Here is a 17,970-nt window from a genome sequence, read left to right on the forward strand (position 1 = left end):
GATCAGGCCGCCCGGACCTTGGCGAGGAAATCGTCCACAGCCTGCCCGAGACGATCCGTCTCCTGCGTGATTTCGCCGGAAACCTGCAGGACCTGGGTGGCCGCCTCCCGGGTTTCGGACGCCGCCTGGGTCACGCCTTGAATGGTGGTGGTCACATCCTGGGTGCCATCAGCCGCCTGCTGGACGTTGCGGGCGATCTCACCCGTCGCCGCGTTCTGTTCCTCCACCGCCGACGCGATGCCGGTGGTGATGCTGCGCATCTGCTCGATCACCCGGCTGACGCCCTGGATGCTCGTCGCGGACTCGCGGGCCGCCTGCTGCATGTTGGCGATCCGCTGCGCGATTTCATCGGTCGCTTTCGCCGTCTGGGTTGCCAGGCTTTTCACCTCGGACGCCACAACGGCGAAGCCCTTGCCGGCGTCACCGGCCCGTGCCGCCTCGATCGTGGCGTTGAGCGCCAACAGGTTGGTTTGCCCGGCGATGGACGAGATCAGCTCAACCACCGTGCCAATCTTCTCCGCCGCCGTGGTGAGGCCCAGGATCTGCGCGTTGGCCTCATCCGCGGTGCGGACCGCGTCGGTGGCGATGGTGGTCGACTTGGCGACCTGGCTGGCGATTTCCGTGATCGAGATGGACAGTTCTTCGGTGGCCGCGGCGACCGTCTGGACATTGGCGCTGGCCTCGCGGGCCCCTTCGGCGACGGTCGCCGCCTGGGTGCTGGTCTGGTCGGCGGTCACCGTCATGCCCGTCGCGGCGTTGCCCATGAGCGCCGCAGCGCTGCTGAGACTGGCCACGACCGCCTTGACGCTGGCCTCCAAGTCGCTGGCCATCCGGCCCAGCGTCGCCCGACGTTCAGCCTCACTGGCGGCCTGCAAGGCGACGCGCTCCCGCTCGGCACGCTTCAGATCAGCGGCCATCTTGTTCAGGGCTTCCGCCAAGGTTCCGGTTTCATCGATCTGCCCCACGACCAATTCCTGGTCAACCTTGCCCGCCGCCACATCCTCGGCGAAGTGGGCGCTTGCCCGTATGGGGCGGGCGATGCCGCGGGCGACGACCCACATGCCGGCGACACCGCTGCCCGCGATCACCAGCGCCACAATCACCTGCAACAGCGCGTCACGGTTGTTACGCTGCCGCAGGGCGCTATCGAGCGTCGTGGCCGCCTCCATCGCGACCGTTTGGGGCACATCGATCAGCACGGACCACGGCGTCTTGGTCCGGCCCAGGACGATGGGGGCGAACGCTTTGATCGAGTTGGAGGCCGTGTCCATCGTCACTTGCTGTTGGCCGGCCTGGATCACCGCCAAATCCGCCTTCCAATTGCTGTCGAAACGTTCAAATGAACCGCCGATGGCGTCAGGATGCTCGCTGGACGCGACGATCAGGCCCATATTGCTGATGATGGTGACCGAGGCCCTACCTTCGAACACCGATTTCTTCACCTGTTCAGCCAGCTGCTGGACGAACGAAAGGTCGAAGTCGGCGCCGGCGACCCCCCGGAACTTGCCGTCGATCATGATGGGCACCGACAGGGTGGCCAGGTAGACGCTCTTGCCCTGTACGACATAGGGCAGCGGGTCAAGAATGCTTTCGCCGCCACCGCCCTGGGGACCTATGTACCAGCCGCCTTTCATCACCCCGTTGGGATGCAGGGCATGGCTATCGTACTCCACCAGGGGCTGAAGGGCGATATGGCCCGCGGCGTCGCGCGTCCAATAGGGCAGGAAACGGCCGGTGGCATCCGACCCCATGTCGTGGCGATCCTTGAAGACGGCGTCCTGTCCATCCAGGGCGTCGGGCTCCCACGCGCTGTAGGTTCCATTGAAGCGGGGATTGTCCTTCAACACGCCGAGCAGGAGGGCGTTGAACTGGGCCCGCCGCTGGGCCGCGGCCGTGCCCGTCTTGTCCTGCGCGCCCGCCAGCACCTCAAAGGACCGGGCCATGTTGCGGGCGCTATCGAACGCGCTATCCAGCGTGGAGCGGATGATCCCCGCCTGCGTCGCCGCGAGCGTCTGCAGGCTTTCCCGCGTCTTGGTATCGGTTAGTTGCCCGACATGTTCACTCACGAAGTCTTTGGTGTTGCCCGACGCGATCAGACCATAGCCGACCAAGGCGCCGGTGGCCCCGAGGACACAAAGGGCAGATAATAAAGCGATTTTCGTCTGCAAAGATTTAAAACGCACGACGTCCTCCAGGTTCACATCAATGCCAGTGATTCCGGCAAAATCTGAAGGACCCTAACGCCAGCATTCAAATTACTGCTGACATAGATCAATACCCATAGCCTTATCTTGGAACTCTTAAGGATAGAATAGAATTTCTGATCACTATCACACCAAATTTTTTATGGATAATCATTTGTTAATTTTTCAAAAAAGGCGGCGACAGACCATAACTGTCGCCGCCATTGTAATTACAGGTGCTTCAGATCCAAGTGAACGAGGGTTTGATTCAACAAGCCATATGCGATCTCACCAAACGTCATGGGGCCATGGACGTCCCCCGTACGCTTCCCTTCCAGTTCGCCGTACAGATAGTTCAAAATGCAGTTCACGGCGACGGTGGGGTGGGTTCCAATATGGGCGATCTTGTCGCCAAAGTCCGCGGCGTAATCGGCCACCGGTGTGGCGAACTTGTATTCGACATTGGGAAATACCGGCGCGTAGAAGGTGACCGAGCCGGCGTTCACGTCGACCCCTTGAATGGAGACATTGACCATGGCGCCCGCATAATCGGCAACCAGCGGTAGCTGGGTGGAGATGCCCTTGGTTTCCACATAGCGGGCGAAATTCACTGGCGCGCCGTTAACCTTGGCCTCGCCCGCCGCGAACCCGGCGGTGTCGAACGTGATGACGTCACCATCGCCTTGGGTGAACAGGTTGACGATGCCGACTTCAGCGCTAACCCCGGCCCGCAAATGGGCGTGCAGGACGACGGCCTCGCCTTCCGACCACCGCCCGGTTTGACCATCGACGACCTTTGGTTTCACCTTGCCCAAATCGCCCAGGGCCACCCCGGACACCCACCCCATCAAGGGGCGGTTGAAGATGTTTTCGTAATCATAGACATTCTCGGCGAAGGACAGGTGCAGCGTCGAAAACGCCGGAATGATTATGAAGGAAAACCCGTTCTCCGGCTCATCCGCGGCGATTCCGGGCAAGCTCTCGGCGTCATAAAACCGGGTGGTGATTTCGGTGACGTCATCCGGCAGAACGGTGACGAACACCTTGTCCTGGGTCATCAGGCCGCCTGTGTCGGCCATGAAATAAGGAATGGTGCCGCCTATCCATTTTCCCTGCGGCAATTGCTTGAGTAGGGCCTCGTCACCCGCCAGCAGCAACTTGCGGTCTTGGCGGATCAGGTCGGCCGTATGCGCGACGGTCAAAATCGATGGCATGATGGCCTCCTAGCCGAAGATCGCCTGCAGGTCCTTTGCGGCAATTTTCTCGTTTGTTTGGAAGAAGGTGTAAGCTTCGTCGACCAGCTTGGAAAGATTGCCGGCGGACGGGTCCGCTTTCGCGGCACGCGTCAACCGCGCCATCAGGAATTTTGTCGCCAGCAAGGTGTAGGGAATACTGAGCTCGCCGGAAACAAGGCTCTTCCAGCGAGGGTTGGTCCTATCCGGTACCATTTTTTTGCTCCATCCGATGGGTTTGCATCCAGAAGGTAGAGCGGTTTTTAAGAGATCGAGCTTAAGATCTGATTAATGGATCGCGCCAATTATTATTAAATTCACCAAAACTTTCAGACTTCAAATTTAAAATTTGTGCGCTGCACAATGAATGTATCTTCTCATAACGATATGGAATCGCCCAGCCTTTGATGAATTCTCTAGAAATCGGGATCGTCGCACGGTCTTTATCGGGCTCAGGAACCATTGCCCCCATCTTCACCACGATTAGATTTCGTGAGGGGCCGCCGGTTGGGTTGCGGGCCCCATCACGCCACCGTCGCCTTCCATGACAGGTAGGAGAGCACCGTCCATAGCCGGCCGGCATGGTCATGGCGCCCGGACAGGTGATCGCGCCACAGGGCCGTCGCCACCGGCGCCTGGATCAACCCGTCGTCCGCCGCCGTGTCCAGCAGGGTCGCCGCCCAATCGCGCAGGGGACCGCGCAGCCAGGTTCCCAGGGGCGCGCCGAAGCCTGTCTTGGGGGCCACCACCACACCGGCGGGCACATGGTCGGCCAGCAGGCGACGCAGCAACCATTTTCCCCGGCCATCGCGCACGCGCTGGCGCGGGGGCAGGCGCAGGCCCCATTCCACCACGCGCGGGTCCAGCAGCGGCGCCCGCGCCTCCAGCCCCGCCGCCATGCTGGCGCGATCCACCTTCACCAGCACGCCGTCCGGCAGGTAGCGGGCGAGGTCACGCACCTGCAGGCGCAAGGCGGGATCGCCCCCTTCAGGCAAGGCCACCGGGGCCGCCGCTGCCAACGCCAGGTCCGGCCGCAGGATGGTGTCGGCCCTCATACCCAGCATGGCGACGTAGGCCTGGTCCTCATCCGCCGCGGCCACGGCGCCGAGAAACTTGCCCACCTTGTCCGCGGGCTGGCGCAAGCCCGGCTTCAGCAGGTGGGCGGCGCCATCAATCCAGGAATCCGGCAGGGTGGCGTCCAGCGCCGCCAGGCCCTGGCGCACCCAGCGCGGCCGCTGCCGCCAGCGGTGGACGGAATCCGCCCACACATGGCGGGAGTAACCCGCGAAAGCCTCGTCCCCGCCGTCGCCGGACAAAGCCACCGTCACCCGGCCCTGGCGCCGCGCCAGATGGCAGAGCAGGGCGGTGGGGATGGAGGACGCGTCGGCGAAGGGCTCGTCATACATCCCCGCCAGATGGGGCACGAGATCACGCGTGTCGGCCGCGCCCACGCGCAGGGTGTGATGGTCGGTGCCCAGAGCCCGGGCCGTGGCCTCGGCCGCCGCGGACTCGTCGAATTCCGCCTGGTCGAAGCCGATGGTGAAGCTGCGGATGGCCGTGGCGCTCTGCCCCTGCATCAGGGCCGCCACCAGGGCGCTGTCGATGCCGCCGGAGAGGAACACGCCCAGCGGCACGTCCGACACCATGCGCCGGCGCACGGCGTCGGTCAGCAGGTCGCGCGTCAGGCGAAGGATTTCATCATCATCGTGGATCAGCGGTTCCGCCAACGCCCGGCGGGCGGCGTCGGTCACGGACCAGTAGGCCCGCGTCTCCACGCCCCCCTGCGCCGACACCGACAGGCAGGTGCCGGGCGGCAGCTGATGCACGCCGGTGAACGCCGTACGGGGCGCCGGGATGAAGCCGTGGCGGAAATAGTCGGCCAACGCCGCCTCGTCCGGCACGGCGTGATAGCCCAGTTCCGCGCGGATGGCTTTCAGTTCGGAGGCGAAGTAAAGCACGCCGTTGCTGATGGACCAGTAGAGCGGCTTTTCCCCCAACCGGTCGCGCACCAGCAGCAGGCGGCGTTCGTCGGCCAGCCACACCGCCAGGCCGAACATGCCGTTGCAGGCCGCCAGCGCCCGGTCCGCCCCCCACCGGGCGATCGCCTCGACCAGCACCTCGGTATCGGAATGGCCGCGGAAGGCCACCCCCTCGCCCGTCAATTGCCGGCGCAGATCCTGGTAATTGTAGATTTCGCCGTTGAAGGCGACGGTGACCCGGCCATCGGCCGAGATCATGGGCTGATGGCCCAGCGGCGACAGGTCGATGATGGCCAGACGCCGGTTGGCCAAGGCGATGCCGGCGGCGTCATCCTGCCAGACGCCGCGATCATCCGGCCCCCGGTGGGCCAGCCGGTCGATCATCCCCCCGGCTTGCCGCGCCAGGCGCATGCCATCGGCACCGCCGAAAACCCAAAGACCCGCAATACCGCACATGGCTCCGCCCTGCAATCCCAGGCCTCCGTGAGGAGGAGACCCAGGAATACAGGGCGGTACCCGTCAACCGCCAGCGATTTTGAGCGCGGGCGGGGTCGCTTCACGCGGCGCGCAGGGAGGCGATGGCGCGCGACACGCTTTCATTGAGCGCCGTCGTCTCATTGCCCAGGATCTGTGACGAGGCCAGGACCTCATCGCTGGAACGGTGGGTGCCGTCGGCGATGGCCTGCAGTCCGGCCACGTTCTCCGCCACCACGGCGGTGCCCTGGGACGCCATCTGGACGTTCCGGGCGATTTCACGCGTGGCGGCGTCCTGCTCCTCCACCGCCGAGGCGATCGCGGCGGAGATGGTCGAGATCTCCTGGACCGTGCGCTGGATGGCGCTGATCGCGGCCACCGCCTCACGGGTGGCGCCCTGCATCCCGGCGATCTGGCCGCTGATCTCCTCGGTCGCCTTGGCGGTCTGGGTCGCCAGGGTCTTCACCTCCGACGCGACCACGGCGAAGCCCTTGCCGGCCTCACCCGCCCGCGCCGCCTCGATGGTGGCGTTCAGCGCCAGCAGGTTGGTCTGGCTGGCGATCTCGCTGATCAGCCGGACCACGGAACCGATGCGGTCACCCTGGCTCTGCAGCCGTTCCATCTGCTGGGTGCTTTCCTCCACCCGGGCACGGGCATCGCTGGCCATCGTCGCCGCGCGGGTGACCTGGCCACTGATCTCACCAAAGGAGACCGACAGTTCCTCGGCGGCGCTGGCCACCGCCTGGACGTTGACATTGGCCTCCGTCACGGCGCGGTCGACCACGCTGGTGCGCTCCTGGCCCACCTGGGCCTGGTCGCTGAGCCCCCGGGCGTTGCCGGCCAACTGCTGCACGGCGGCGTTCAGGCGTTCCACCAGGCTGTGGACGGAGGTCTCAAGGCTGTCGGCGATGCGGCGAGAGGCCGCGCGCTTATCCGCTTCGGCCCGCCTCTCGGCCTCGGCCTGCTCGACGGCCAGGCGGTCGCGGTCGGCGAGGTTGGAACGAAACACCGCCAAGGCGCCGACGATGGCGCCCAGTTCATCCTTGCGCGCCAGGGCCTCGATATTCACGGTGGTGTTGCCACCGGCCAGCGCCTCCGTGGCGGCGGAGATGCGATCGATGGATCCCTTCAGCGCCCGGACGATGACGAAGGTGACGGCGGCCACGCCCAACACCACCAGCAAGACGATGATGGTGGTCATGGTCTGGGTGGCGGTGGCGCTGGCGTCCATGTCCTTGATGGCCGTGGCGGCGGTGGCGCGTTCACGCGCGGCGGCCGCGCTCAAGCGATCCTGCACGCCCTGCAGGCTGGCGCGCAACGGTTCCAGGAATGAGACGGCGGATTGGGCGTCGATGCCCAGCATGTCCTTAACGAAGCCCACCGGCTGGCCCAGCTTGTCGATGTCTTGGCCGACGGACGCCAATTCCGCCTTGGTCTTGCCATCGGACAGGCGCTCCCGCGCACGGTCCACCGCCTCCTTGGCGCTGCCCATGCGCTTGACCACGCCGTCCAGCATGGCGACGGACGTCTTGGCGTCGCCCCCGGCCGTGGCGGCCGCCAGGGCGTAGTACAGGTCCTTGGTGGCGCCGTTCAGCTCACTGGACGCGCTCAACAGTTCGGCCGTGGCCACGAACCGCACCTCGCCCACCTCGCGGGCCGTGGCGGTGATGCCACCCACCACCTGATGGGACGCGACGGCCATCACCACCAGGGCCACCAGCCCCAGGGCGGGGGCCGCGAACAGCTTCAGCGCCATGGGCAGATCATCGAACCGCATCACCATTATCCTTCCACCAGTATCCATCAGGCTTGGCCGCCCATCGTTCTGCACGTCGGGTCGGGAGGTCCCCGGGGGACGGGTGGGATGGACGGCCCAACCCTTCCGCCCACCCCATCCCCCGGGGATCGCCACGACGCCTACTTTTCCGTGACCATCATCTTGAAGTTCGGGTCGAACTCGACGCCGGCGGCGGCCGCCGCCGCCTTGCTGACGTAGATGGTCACCTTAGGCGTGGTCTCCACGGCGATGACGCAGGCGCCGGCATCGACGCAGGCGACCTCGTTGCCCACCGTCACCGTGCCCTTGGCCAGGGCCTTCTTGCCCTCCGCCGCCGACGACACGAACACGGCGTAGGCGCCGGGGGCGGCGTCACCGGCGGCGACGGCCGCGGCGGGCAAGGCCGCCTGCACCGCCGCCACCGGGGCGGCGCCGGCGGTCACCACCACCTTGGCGCCCGCCGGGGCCTTGACGGTCAGGAAGCCCAACGCCTTGGCGGCGATGGTCACCTGCTTGGCGTCCATCTCCGCCGCCGAGGCGGCGCCGGCCCACAGGCCAAGGGTCGTGAAGACCAGGACGATCTTGTTCTTGTTCATGGTCTTTCCCCTTAGAACTGATAGGTGGCCGTGCCCCAGACGCGCCGTTCCGCCTTGGGCGCGACGGACAACTGGGTCTGGTCTCGCAGCAGGTTGCTACCCGCGAGCGTCAGGGAAAAATCATCGCTGACCTTGTAGGAGATGGCGGCCTGCGCCGTCAGGCCGGGGCTGACCGACAGCAGGGACACGCCTGCCATGGTCTGGTAATAGGCCTGATAGTCCGACTTCCACACCAAGAACAAGTCGGTGGACCAGCGGCCGAAATCATAGCCGACATTGCCTTTGACCGTGTTCTTGGGCGTGGACTTCTGATAGTCGACCGGCGCGGCCCCAGCGGGGAAGGTGAAATGGTCGGATGGGTTCAGCCACGTCCAGGAAGCGCTCCATCGCACGCCACCAACCTTGCCACGCAGCTCCGTTTCGGCTCCCCATTCGGTGCTCTCGCCAAAGTTGTCGCCCACGAATAGGGAGGGGTAGCCCGCCACGACATGGATGGTGGACAGGCTGATGGTCTTGAAGTCCTGTGTCTTCTGATAGAAGACCGAAACCTTGGCCGAACCGTTCAGGAACGCCAACGCCCGCTGATATCCCAGTTCGTAGTTCGTGACCACCGTTGGATTGACATTGGGGTTGCCGGTGATGATGAGAGAATTGGGCGCCGGCTGGCTAACCGTATTATTGTTAAGTTCCAGTAGCGTGGGCGACTGGATACCGCGACCGGCGGTGACCGTTACGGTGTCATCGGCGGTCGCCCGCCAGACCACGCCGACATTGTAGGAAAAGCTGTCGAAGGCGCGGTTGTCGTAGTCGGCCTGGGTGAAGGGTACCGGCGTGAAGCCGCCGTGATTGAGCCATGTGTGATCCCAGCGGCCGGCCACCGTCAGGCTGACGGTGTCGGCGATGGCCCAATCGTACATGTTGGACAAGCCGAAATCCTGATAGCCGGTGGTCGAACCGGATAGCGGATAGCTGTCGATGCTGTTGTTGCGGTATTCCAGGCCAACCCGGGTGGTCAGCGACGGCGTCAGCTTCAAGAGGTCTTGTAATTGCACAACCGTGGTATCGGTTGACGTGCCAACCTCACCCGTCGTGCCAGCGTTCAGAAACCGCAGCCTGAAATCCAGATGGTTGCTGTAGGCGGTGGCGTCGATCAGGCCCCAGTCGGTGTCCGCCTTGACCGTCCCCTTGAAGGAATGGGTCTGGTAGATGCCCTGGTGGGGTTCCTGAATGGCGCCCACCTCGAATTGGTCGGCTCGGCTCCAGGTACCTTCAAACCCCGCCTGAATCGTCGGGCTGATCTGGGCCAGGCTGTCCAACGACGCGGTTCGGCGCAGCGAGCCGTTGCTCCGCTGGCCGGCGACAATGGAATTGCCGGAGTTGGTACCGTACTCATCCATGTTCCAGCCACCGGCCGATAGCCGCACGCCCAGATTGTCCGCCAGCTTCACGCTTTTGACGACGCTGATTTCCTTCTGGCCCTGGGTGCCAACCGTCACCTGGGCGCTGCCGACGCTGTCGTAGAGCGGGTTGAAGGTAATGATGTTGACCACGCCGGAAACGGCGTTGAAACCGAACAGCGCGGCTTGCGGGCCCTTCACCACCTCGATCTGGCGGATTTCCGCCAGTTGCACCGGAATCGCCGACCAGATCGTGACACCGTAATGGTCCAGGTACACCTGACGGCCGTTCACCAGCACCAGCAGGCGAGGATTGTTGCCCTGGTTGTAGCCATCGACGCCGACGTCGGCGCCGCTGACGCCCCACGATTCCACATCCACACCGGCCACCCGGTTCAGGACGTCGGGGATGGTGCGGGCGCCGGAATGGGCGATCTCATCGGCGCTGATGATGGTCATGGGTGCCGGCGCCTCACTGGCCCGCTGCGGCTTGCCCGTGGCCGAGGTCGTCACCGCCTCGCCAAACAGATCCTCCAGCGACCCGTAGTTCATCGATTGCGCCTGAGCGCCCGACGCGGCGGCCAGCGCGCCCGCCAGCCCCAGCACCAGGCGGGACGGCGTGCGCGACAGAACGGACTTAAAGGTTCCCGTGTTTTTCATTTTGCACCCCAACTCAAACTTTCAGACAGAAACGGATTTGCATGTGTTAACTGGTCCAGTACAAAAGTTGAGCAACATGCGCTTTCGTATATATTCATGGCTAAAGTCAAATCGATCAGCGCCTGTTAAAGCATGGTTAACCATACTTACTTACTATTTCCTTAACGATACTTAACATATAAAATCCTATGCTCTTGATCCGACGCTGTGTTCCATTCCTTGTCGGCCCTGGCCATGACCAGAATGGTGCCATGCAGCATTGAAGCTTCCGGCCGATGCGGCTTCTTGCGAAAAAGCAGGGGCTTGGACGGGCCCGGCAGGCGCGCTGCCCTGCAACACGATTTCCCGGCAATGACGAAGGGGCCAGTCCGAACCAGTCCCCAAAAGGATCCGGTATGCCCAACGCCCCCTCCTCGGCCCCCCCGGTGGCGGCCCCGCCGGCGCCCCCGATTGGTAAAGACGCGCCTTACCTGGAGGTCGGCACCCCCGCCTATCGCCGGGTGACCGCCATTTTGTTCGTGGCGGGCTTTTCCACCTTCGCCACACTCTATTGCGTGCAGCCGCTGCTGCCGGACTTCGTGCGCGCCTATGGCATCAGCCCGCCGGGGGCCAGCCTGTCGCTGTCGGTGACCACGGCGGCCCTCGCCTTCGCCCTGTTGGTTGCGGGTGCCATTTCCGACCGGTCCGGGCGCAAGGGCATCATGGTGGCCTCGCTGGCACTGTCAGGCGGCCTGGGCCTGGCCAGCGCGCTGGCGCCCAGCTGGACCCTGTTCCTGGTGCTGCGGACGCTGGCGGGCTTGGCGCTGGGGGGCTTGCCGGCGGTGGCCATGGCCTATGTGGCGGAGGAGGTGAACCCCAAGTCCGCCGGCCTGACCATGGGCCTGTATATCGGCGGCACCGCCATGGGCGGCATGGGCGGCCGGGTGCTGACCGTGCTGATCACCGATGTTTCCAACTGGCGGGTGGCGGTGGGCCTGGTCGGGGCGATGGGCATCGCGGCCGCCATCATCGTGGCGTTGGCCCTGCCGCCATCGCGCCATTTCCGCCCGCGCGACGGCGGCCAGCAGGGTGTAGGACTATTGGGCGGCCTGATCGCCGCCTGGCGCCTGCATCTTTCCGACGGCGGCCTGGTGGCCCTGTTCGCCACCGGCTTCCTGGCCATGGGCGCCTTCGTTGCCGTCTTCAACTATGTGGGATTCCGCCTGCAGGCGCCGCCCTTCAACCTGGCACCGGCCACGGTGGCCGCTCTGTTCCTGGTCTATGTGTTCGGCATCATCAGTTCGCCCCTGTTCGGCGGATTGTCCAGCCGCTTCGGCCCCGGCCGCGTGCTGGTGGCGTCCAGCCTGCTGATGGCGCTGGGCCTGGGTGTCATGGGGTTCCCCCGCTTGGATACGCTGGCCATGGGCCTGGGCCTGTTCACCTTCGCCTTTTTCGGCGTGCATTCGGTGGCGTCCGGCTGGATCGGCCTGCGGGCGCGCCAACACCGGGGTCAGGCATCGTCGCTATACCTGTTCGCTTATTATATGGGCTCCACCCTGGCCGGCACCGCCGGCGGCTTTTTCTGGCACGAAGGAGCCTGGACCGGCGTCACCCTGTTCGTCGGCGGGCTGTTGGTCGCGCTGATCCTCAACGCCCTGGGCCTGGCGGCTCGTCGAGTCAAATAATACACATCATTATATGTTGTATATGGCATATTACACATTGACGCACGTATATGGCCGCCCCATACTGGCACCCAATACGGAATTTCTGTGCCCTGAGAGGATGCCATGGCCGCCAGCCCTGACCCGACGCCCGATCCGACAGCCGACGAAACCTTCTTCGTGCCGGCCGACGTGATGCCGGCGCTGGCGGCCCTGCTGCGGGAAATGGGGCCACCCCGATTCCGCGACGTGGCGCTGGACAGCCTGCGCGCCGGCTATGTCGAAAGCCGCCGGCACCTGGCGCCGGAGGCGCCGGCCGTGGCCTCGGTCATGGACCAGATCATCGGCGGCCCGGCCGGCCCCCTGCGGGTGCGGGTCTATCGCGCCAATTTCGGCTGGCGGCCCGTGCCGGCGCTGTTATTCCTGCATGGCGGCGGCTGGACCATCGGCAACCTGGAAAGCCACGACACCCTGTGCCGCCAACTGGCGGCGGCGTCCGGCCACACGGTGGTGGCGGTGGACTACCGCCTGGCGCCGGAACACCCCTTCCCCGCCGCCCTGGACGACGCCTGGGCGGCCCTCAACTGGCTGGCCGACAGCGCGGAACGGCTGGCCATCGACCCCCTGGCCATCGGCGTGGCCGGTGACAGCGCCGGTGGCAACCTGGCCGCCGTGCTGGCCCTGAAGGCCAGGGACGAGGGCGGGCCGCACCTGAAGACCCAGGTGCTGATCTACCCCTGCACCGACCTGAACGCCGACCGCCCCTCCCACCACCGCCGCGCCCAGGGCTATCTCATGAGCCGGGAGCAATATCTGTGGTACGTGGACAACTACACCGGCGCCGCCGACCGCGGCGACTGGCGCCTGTCGCCGCTGTTGGCCGACAGCCTGGCCGGCCTGCCGCCCGCCGTCATCCTGACCGCCGGCCTTGACGTTCTGCAGGATGAGGGCCGGGACTATGCCGCCCGCCTGGCAGGGGCCGGCGTGCCGGTGTTGCACACCGTCTACCCAGACATGGTGCACGGCTTCATCACCCTGGGCGGCCGCTTGCCCCAGGCGCAGAAGGCGGTCGGCGACATCGCCAAAGGCCTGGCATCCTTCGACATTTACAATTTCAGCGACGGCGCCGGCATCTGATAGGCTTGCCCCCGCCATAGAGGGGGAGCGTTGAACGACGATGGCGACCAAGGGAACGCCGGCGGTGCGCGCGGTGGAGGCGGCGGGCGTGGCCTATCGCCTGCTGGAATACGACTATGACCCCAACGCCCACGCCATCGGCCTGGCCGCGGCGGAGGCCCTGGGCCTGGATCCGGCGCTGGTCTACAAGACCCTGGTCTGCCAGCTGGAAGGCGGCACGGGGGGACTTGCCTGCGCCATCATTCCCGCCGGGGCGCGGCTGGACCTGAAGGCCTTCGCCGCCGCCGCCAAGGCGAAGAAGGCGGATCTGGCCCCCCAGCCGGTGGCGGAGCGCAGCAGCGGCTATGTCGTGGGTGGCATCAGCCCCCTGGGCCAGCGGCGCGCCCTGCCCACCTTCCTGGACCAGTCGGCGGAAGCGCTGGCGGAGATCATCGTTAACGGCGGCCGGCGGGGCCTGCAACTGGCCCTGGCGCCGGCCGACCTGGTGAGGGCGTCCGGCGCCCGCTGGGCCGCCATCACCGCCTGAACCTCCGCGCGGGTCCATCGCCCTCGCCCGCCACGCGATCCACCAGGTGGTCACCCGCACCACCGTGACCCATGCTGCCGATCGGGCCATGATTGAATCCCCCCTTCATGTCAGGCGCGGGGAAACGGGAATGGGCGGCATCAGGGGATTGGTCTGGGCCGTGGCCCTGGCGGCGATGGTGTCACTGACGGCCGCAAGCGCCGCCACCGATGGAGCCGGCGCGGAGGCCATTCATGTGGATGCCGACGGCACCATCCACGTCGACGGCTTGGCCGTGCCCGTATCCGATTTCCTGAGCGCACCCGCCCGCGCGCAGCAGAGCGCCCGGCTGATCCGGCCGCCGGCCCCGGTGGTGACGGAGGCGGGGGTGAAGGACGCCCGTGCCGGCACCGACGCCTTTCAACAGTCGGTCGCCGACCGCTGGCGGGCCGTTTATCCCGCCCGGATCGAGCCGACGATGATGAACGGCGTGAAGACGGAGGTGATAACCCCCGAGGCCGGCATCGCCCCGGAAAACCAGAACCGCGTACTGATCAACCTGCACGGCGGGGGCTTTTTCGCGGGCGGCGGCGGGGCCGGTGGGCGCGCGGAATCCCTGCCTGTCGCCGGGCGGGGCCGCATCAAGGTGGTGGCGGTTGACTATCGCCTGGCGCCGGAAAACCGCTTCCCGGCGGCCAGCGAGGACGTGGAACAGGTCTACCGCGCCCTGCTGGCCCACCATAGGCCGGAGCAGATCGGCATCTACGGCTGCTCGGCCGGCGGCACCTTGGTAGCGCAGTCCGTCGCATGGTTTCAGAAGCGCCGCCTGCCCCCACCCGGGGCCATTGGCATCTTCTGCTCCGGCGCCATGCCGACCTTCTGGTACGGCGGCGATTCCTTCGCCGTCACGCAGATGATGAACGCGCGCCTGCAGGCGACACCGGAACAGATGCGGGACGGCGCGGGCACCCTGTACCTGGCCGGGGTGGACGGCAACGACCCGTTGGTCACGCCCGGCCTGTTTCCTGAGGTCTTGGCCAAGTTCCCGCCCACCCTGATCATCACCGGCACACGCGACAGCGCCATGAGCAACGCCATCGTCACGAACGCCCGCCTGCTGGCGGTTGGCGCCGAGACGCAACTGTTCGTGCAGGAAGGCCTGGGCCATGGGGAGTTCGCCACCCTGGTCGGCAGCGCGGAAGCGGCCCAGGCCTATGATGTCATTTGGCGCTTCTTCGACCGGCATCTGGCCAAGTAGGGGCCCTCACTCATCCGCCCCAGGCGGCCATTACGGTTTAGTAACCATTTCAGGGCATAGTACGTCCCCATTCAGAATAATCAGTCATGGTACGGGTGCCATGCTGGGTCTGAAAATGAAGCCATCCGGACGGCGCGGGATGAAATCGCCGTCGGAGAGGGAGTTATGCCCACACCCCGCCGCGTCACCCAGGTGCTGCGCCCGCTCTTGATGGGCTGCATGCTTTGCCTGGCCACCCTTCTTTTCGCCGGGCGCGCCCTGGCCTTGGACGCGCCGGCGGCGGCGGGGGCGCCCCTGACCATCGTGTATCCCCGCTATAGCGAGAACGGCGAGGACAGCCGCAGCCGTTATCCCTTGGGCCTGCTGCGCCTGGCCCTGGACAAGGTCGGCGCGCGTTACGTGTTGCGACCCAGCGACAAGGTCATGGGGCATTCCCGCGCCATCGCCGCCCTTCGCGCCGGGGCCGAGGTGAACCTTATCTGGGCGGGAACGACGGCGGAATTGGAGCGGGAATTGCGCCCCATCCGCATCCCGCTGACCCGGGGATTGCTGGGCCATCGGCTGTTCATCATCCGCAAGGAGGATCAGGCCCGCTTTTCCGCCGTGCGAACGCTGGAGGATTTACGCCAGTTGACCGCCGCCCAGGGCGTGGGGTGGCCGGACGTGGAGATCATGCGGGCCGCCGGCCTGCAAGTGGAAGCCTTCCGGTATGACCTGCTGTATGCCCTGGTTCAGCATGGCCGCATCGACTACCTGCCCCGCAGCGCCTTTGAGATTTATGGTGAGCTGGAAACCAGGCAGGCCATCTTTCCCGACCTGACGGTGGAGAAGACCTTGGTCCTGGTCTATCCCTTCGACATGTATTTCTTCACGCGCCAGGACGACCTGGAACTGGCGAGACTGGTGGAACAGGGGCTGAGCTTGGCGCTTCAGGACGGGTCCTTCCTCGACTACTTCAACAAAGCCCCCTACATCCGCGACTTGATGACCACCATGGATTTGGAGGGGCGGCGCCACATCACCATCCCCAATCCCCTGCAATCGATGGAAACGGCGGCGCTGCCCGACCGCTATTGGCTGGCGGGACTGCCCCCGTAAGATTGCAGCGCGGCGGCCAACCGGTCCAACGCCGGCGCATCCGCCGGCAGCCCCAGGCGCAACCAGCCTTGACGGCCAAGATGTTCCGGGAAGGGCCGTGTCCACAGGCCCGCCCCGGCCAGATGCCGCCACAGGGCGGCCGCATCACCGGCGTCCGCCAGGCGATAGAGCGCCGTGCCGCCCAGGACGCGCAAGCCGCCCGCCCGCAACACCCCGTCCAGCGCGTCCGCCGCCGCCGCCAGCCGCCGCCGGGTGGCCGCCTGCCAGCCCTGGTCCGCCAGGGCGACCGCCCCAACCGCCAGCGCCGGGCCGCTGACGGCCCAGGAGCCGAGGTCGGCACGCACGGCATCCAGCAGTGGCGCCGGCGCCAACAAGAAGCCGAGGCGCAGGCCGCCCAGGCCGAAGAACTTGCCGAAGGAGCGCAGGATGACCACCCCCGGCGTCCCCGCATGGGGACACACACTGCGCGCGGGGTCGAGGTCGGCGTAGGCCTCATCCACCACCAGCCAACCGCCGCGCGCGGCCAGGTCGGCCGCCAAATCCAGAAGAACCATGGGCTCCCAGGCCCGGCCGTCGGGGTTGTTGGGGTTGCACACCACCACCACGGCGGCCCCTTCCACCTGTTCCGGACTCGCCACATGCCGCACCCGGTGACCCGCCGCCGCCCAGGCGCGCGCATGGTCGCCATAGGTGGGGCTGACAATGGCCACATCACCCACCGCACGCAGGCGCGGCAACGTCTGGATCAGCAGCTCGGAGCCGGGCGCCGCCATCAGGCCGTCCGGCCCCGGCGCGCCATAGGCGCCGGCCGCCGCCGTCAGCAGGGCGTCCAGGGCACCGCGCGTGGGCAAGGCCGTCCAGGCGGCGTCCGGGATGGGCGGCAGGGGATAGGGCCAGGGGTTGATGCCGGTGCTGAGGTCGATCCAGGGTGCTGGCGCGTCCGGGAACAGGCCGGCCGCCTGGGTCAGGTCACCGCCATGGCGAATCCCCTCACGGTCCTGCGGCGCGTCGCCGTCGTTCATGCTAAACCCCTGGCCCATGACGCTCTTTCCCGCTCTTTATCCCGCATTGCCCTGGCTGGCCCTGGTGGCCCTGGCGCTGGAGGCCCTGCTGGGCTACCCCGACGCCGTGTATGCCCGCATCCGCCATCCGGTGGTGTGGATCGGCGCCCTGATCGGCCGGCTGGACCGCGCCTGGAACCGGGCGGAACGGCCGGCGGCGGCGCGCAAGGCCGCCGGCGTGGCGGCGGAATGCGTGCTGGTGGTCGCGGCGCTGGCCGCCGGCATCCTTATCCAGGACCTGCTGGCCCGGCTGGGCGGCTTCTGGGGAACGCTGGCCACCGGCCTGTTGGCCAGCAGCCTGCTGGCGCAGCGTAGCCTGCACCGCTTCGTCAGCGCCGTGCCCCGGGGCCTGCGCCAGCGTGGGCTGGAAGGTGGGCGGGAGGCGGTATCCCACATCGTCGGCCGCAACCCCGCCAGCCTGGATGAGGCCGGCGTGGCCCGCGCCGCCCTGGAAAGCCTGGCGGAGAACTTCTCCGACGGGATCGTGGCGCCGGCCTTCTGGCTGGCGGTGGGGGGATTGCCCGGCCTGTTGGCCTACAAGGCCATCAACACCGCCGACAGCATGGTGGGCCATCGCACGCCCCGGCATGAGGCCTATGGCTGGGCGGCGGCGCGGCTGGACGACGTGGTGAACCTGCCGGCCTCCCGCCTCACAGCCGGGCTGCTGGTCCTGGCGGCCTGGACGCGCGACGGCCGTCAGGCCAAGGCGGCACTGGCCGCCGTGCGCCGCGACGCGGGCCGCCACCGCAGCCCCAACGCCGGCTGGCCGGAGGCCGCGATGGCGGGCGCCCTGGGCCTGCGTCTGGCGGGCCCCCGCACCTATGGCGAGACGCGGGTGGAGGATCACTGGATGGGCGACGGCCGGGCCGAGGCCACCGCCGCCGACATCGAGGCCGGCCTCAGCCTTTACCGCCGCAGCCTGGCCCTGCTGTGGGGCCTGGCGCTGATCCTGGCGTGGACGATTTAAGCC

At 66.7% G+C, this 17,970-nt stretch carries 14 protein-coding genes; 6 read left to right on the top strand and 8 right to left on the bottom strand.

What is annotated here, in order from left to right:
- Positions 1 to 2: 2 nt before the first annotated feature.
- From FHS74_RS24805 to FHS74_RS24835, 7 genes are all read right to left on the bottom strand, one after another.
- On the bottom strand, positions 3 to 2,111 hold the full coding sequence (locus tag FHS74_RS24805) for a methyl-accepting chemotaxis protein (RefSeq protein WP_246463350.1): 2,109 nt from the start codon (positions 2,109 to 2,111) through the stop codon (positions 3 to 5).
- Positions 2,112 to 2,413: 302 nt separating this feature from the next.
- Positions 2,414 to 3,397 carry a DUF6976 family protein gene (locus FHS74_RS24810; protein WP_184806786.1) on the bottom strand — a complete coding sequence of 328 codons (984 nt, stop codon included), beginning with the start codon at positions 3,395 to 3,397 and terminating at the stop codon, positions 2,414 to 2,416.
- A 9-nt stretch (positions 3,398 to 3,406) separates the two neighbouring features.
- Positions 3,407 to 3,631, bottom strand: a complete 225-nt coding sequence (locus FHS74_RS24815; protein ID WP_184806788.1) for a hypothetical protein — start codon at positions 3,629 to 3,631, stop codon at positions 3,407 to 3,409.
- Positions 3,632 to 3,939: 308 nt separating this feature from the next.
- Positions 3,940 to 5,850 (bottom strand): asparagine synthase (glutamine-hydrolyzing), encoded by a 1,911-nt coding sequence (gene asnB / locus FHS74_RS24820; RefSeq protein WP_184806790.1) that lies wholly within the window; start codon positions 5,848 to 5,850, stop codon positions 3,940 to 3,942.
- A gap of 100 nt (positions 5,851 to 5,950) precedes the next feature.
- Entirely contained in the window at positions 5,951 to 7,645 is a 1,695-nt protein-coding gene (locus tag FHS74_RS24825; protein ID WP_184806792.1) for a methyl-accepting chemotaxis protein, read from the bottom strand.
- A gap of 140 nt (positions 7,646 to 7,785) precedes the next feature.
- On the bottom strand, positions 7,786 to 8,241 hold the full coding sequence (locus FHS74_RS24830; RefSeq protein ID WP_184806794.1) for a hypothetical protein: 456 nt from the start codon (positions 8,239 to 8,241) through the stop codon (positions 7,786 to 7,788).
- Positions 8,242 to 8,252: 11 nt separating this feature from the next.
- Positions 8,253 to 10,298, bottom strand: coding sequence for a TonB-dependent receptor plug domain-containing protein (locus FHS74_RS24835; RefSeq protein WP_184806796.1), 2,046 nt, complete (start codon positions 10,296 to 10,298; stop codon positions 8,253 to 8,255).
- Between the two features lie 395 nt (positions 10,299 to 10,693).
- Here FHS74_RS24835 and FHS74_RS24840 point away from each other — a divergent pair, with 395 nt between their 5' ends.
- The 5 genes from FHS74_RS24840 to FHS74_RS24860 all read left to right on the top strand — a co-directional run bounded on the left by FHS74_RS24840 (position 10,694) and on the right by FHS74_RS24860 (position 15,939).
- Positions 10,694 to 11,962, top strand: a complete 1,269-nt coding sequence (locus tag FHS74_RS24840) for an MFS transporter (protein ID WP_184806798.1) — start codon at positions 10,694 to 10,696, stop codon at positions 11,960 to 11,962.
- A gap of 105 nt (positions 11,963 to 12,067) precedes the next feature.
- Positions 12,068 to 13,078, top strand: a complete 1,011-nt coding sequence (locus FHS74_RS24845; RefSeq protein ID WP_184806800.1) for an alpha/beta hydrolase — start codon at positions 12,068 to 12,070, stop codon at positions 13,076 to 13,078.
- 40 nt (positions 13,079 to 13,118) lie between these two features.
- Positions 13,119 to 13,604: a Cys-tRNA(Pro) deacylase gene (gene ybaK, locus FHS74_RS24850; RefSeq protein WP_184806808.1), complete on the top strand. Its 486-nt coding sequence runs from the start codon at positions 13,119 to 13,121 to the stop codon at positions 13,602 to 13,604.
- A gap of 130 nt (positions 13,605 to 13,734) precedes the next feature.
- Positions 13,735 to 14,841, top strand: a complete 1,107-nt coding sequence (locus tag FHS74_RS24855) for an alpha/beta hydrolase fold domain-containing protein (RefSeq protein ID WP_184806810.1) — start codon at positions 13,735 to 13,737, stop codon at positions 14,839 to 14,841.
- Positions 14,842 to 15,006: 165 nt separating this feature from the next.
- Positions 15,007 to 15,939: a substrate-binding periplasmic protein gene (locus FHS74_RS24860; protein ID WP_184806812.1), complete on the top strand. Its 933-nt coding sequence runs from the start codon at positions 15,007 to 15,009 to the stop codon at positions 15,937 to 15,939.
- Here FHS74_RS24860 and cobD read toward each other — a convergent pair.
- Positions 15,912 to 16,961 carry a threonine-phosphate decarboxylase CobD gene (cobD, locus tag FHS74_RS24865; RefSeq protein WP_184806815.1) on the bottom strand — a complete coding sequence of 350 codons (1,050 nt, stop codon included), beginning with the start codon at positions 16,959 to 16,961 and terminating at the stop codon, positions 15,912 to 15,914. The genes FHS74_RS24860 and cobD overlap by 28 nt on opposite strands.
- A gap of 16 nt (positions 16,962 to 16,977) precedes the next feature.
- Between cobD and cbiB the strand changes: the two genes are divergently transcribed.
- Positions 16,978 to 17,967, top strand: coding sequence for an adenosylcobinamide-phosphate synthase CbiB (gene cbiB / locus FHS74_RS24870; RefSeq protein ID WP_184806817.1), 990 nt, complete (start codon positions 16,978 to 16,980; stop codon positions 17,965 to 17,967).
- Positions 17,968 to 17,970 lie beyond the last annotated feature (3 nt).

It is taken from the genome of Nitrospirillum iridis (assembly GCF_014205765.1).
In the GTDB taxonomy this organism is placed as follows: Bacteria; Pseudomonadota; Alphaproteobacteria; order Azospirillales; family Azospirillaceae; genus Nitrospirillum; species Nitrospirillum iridis.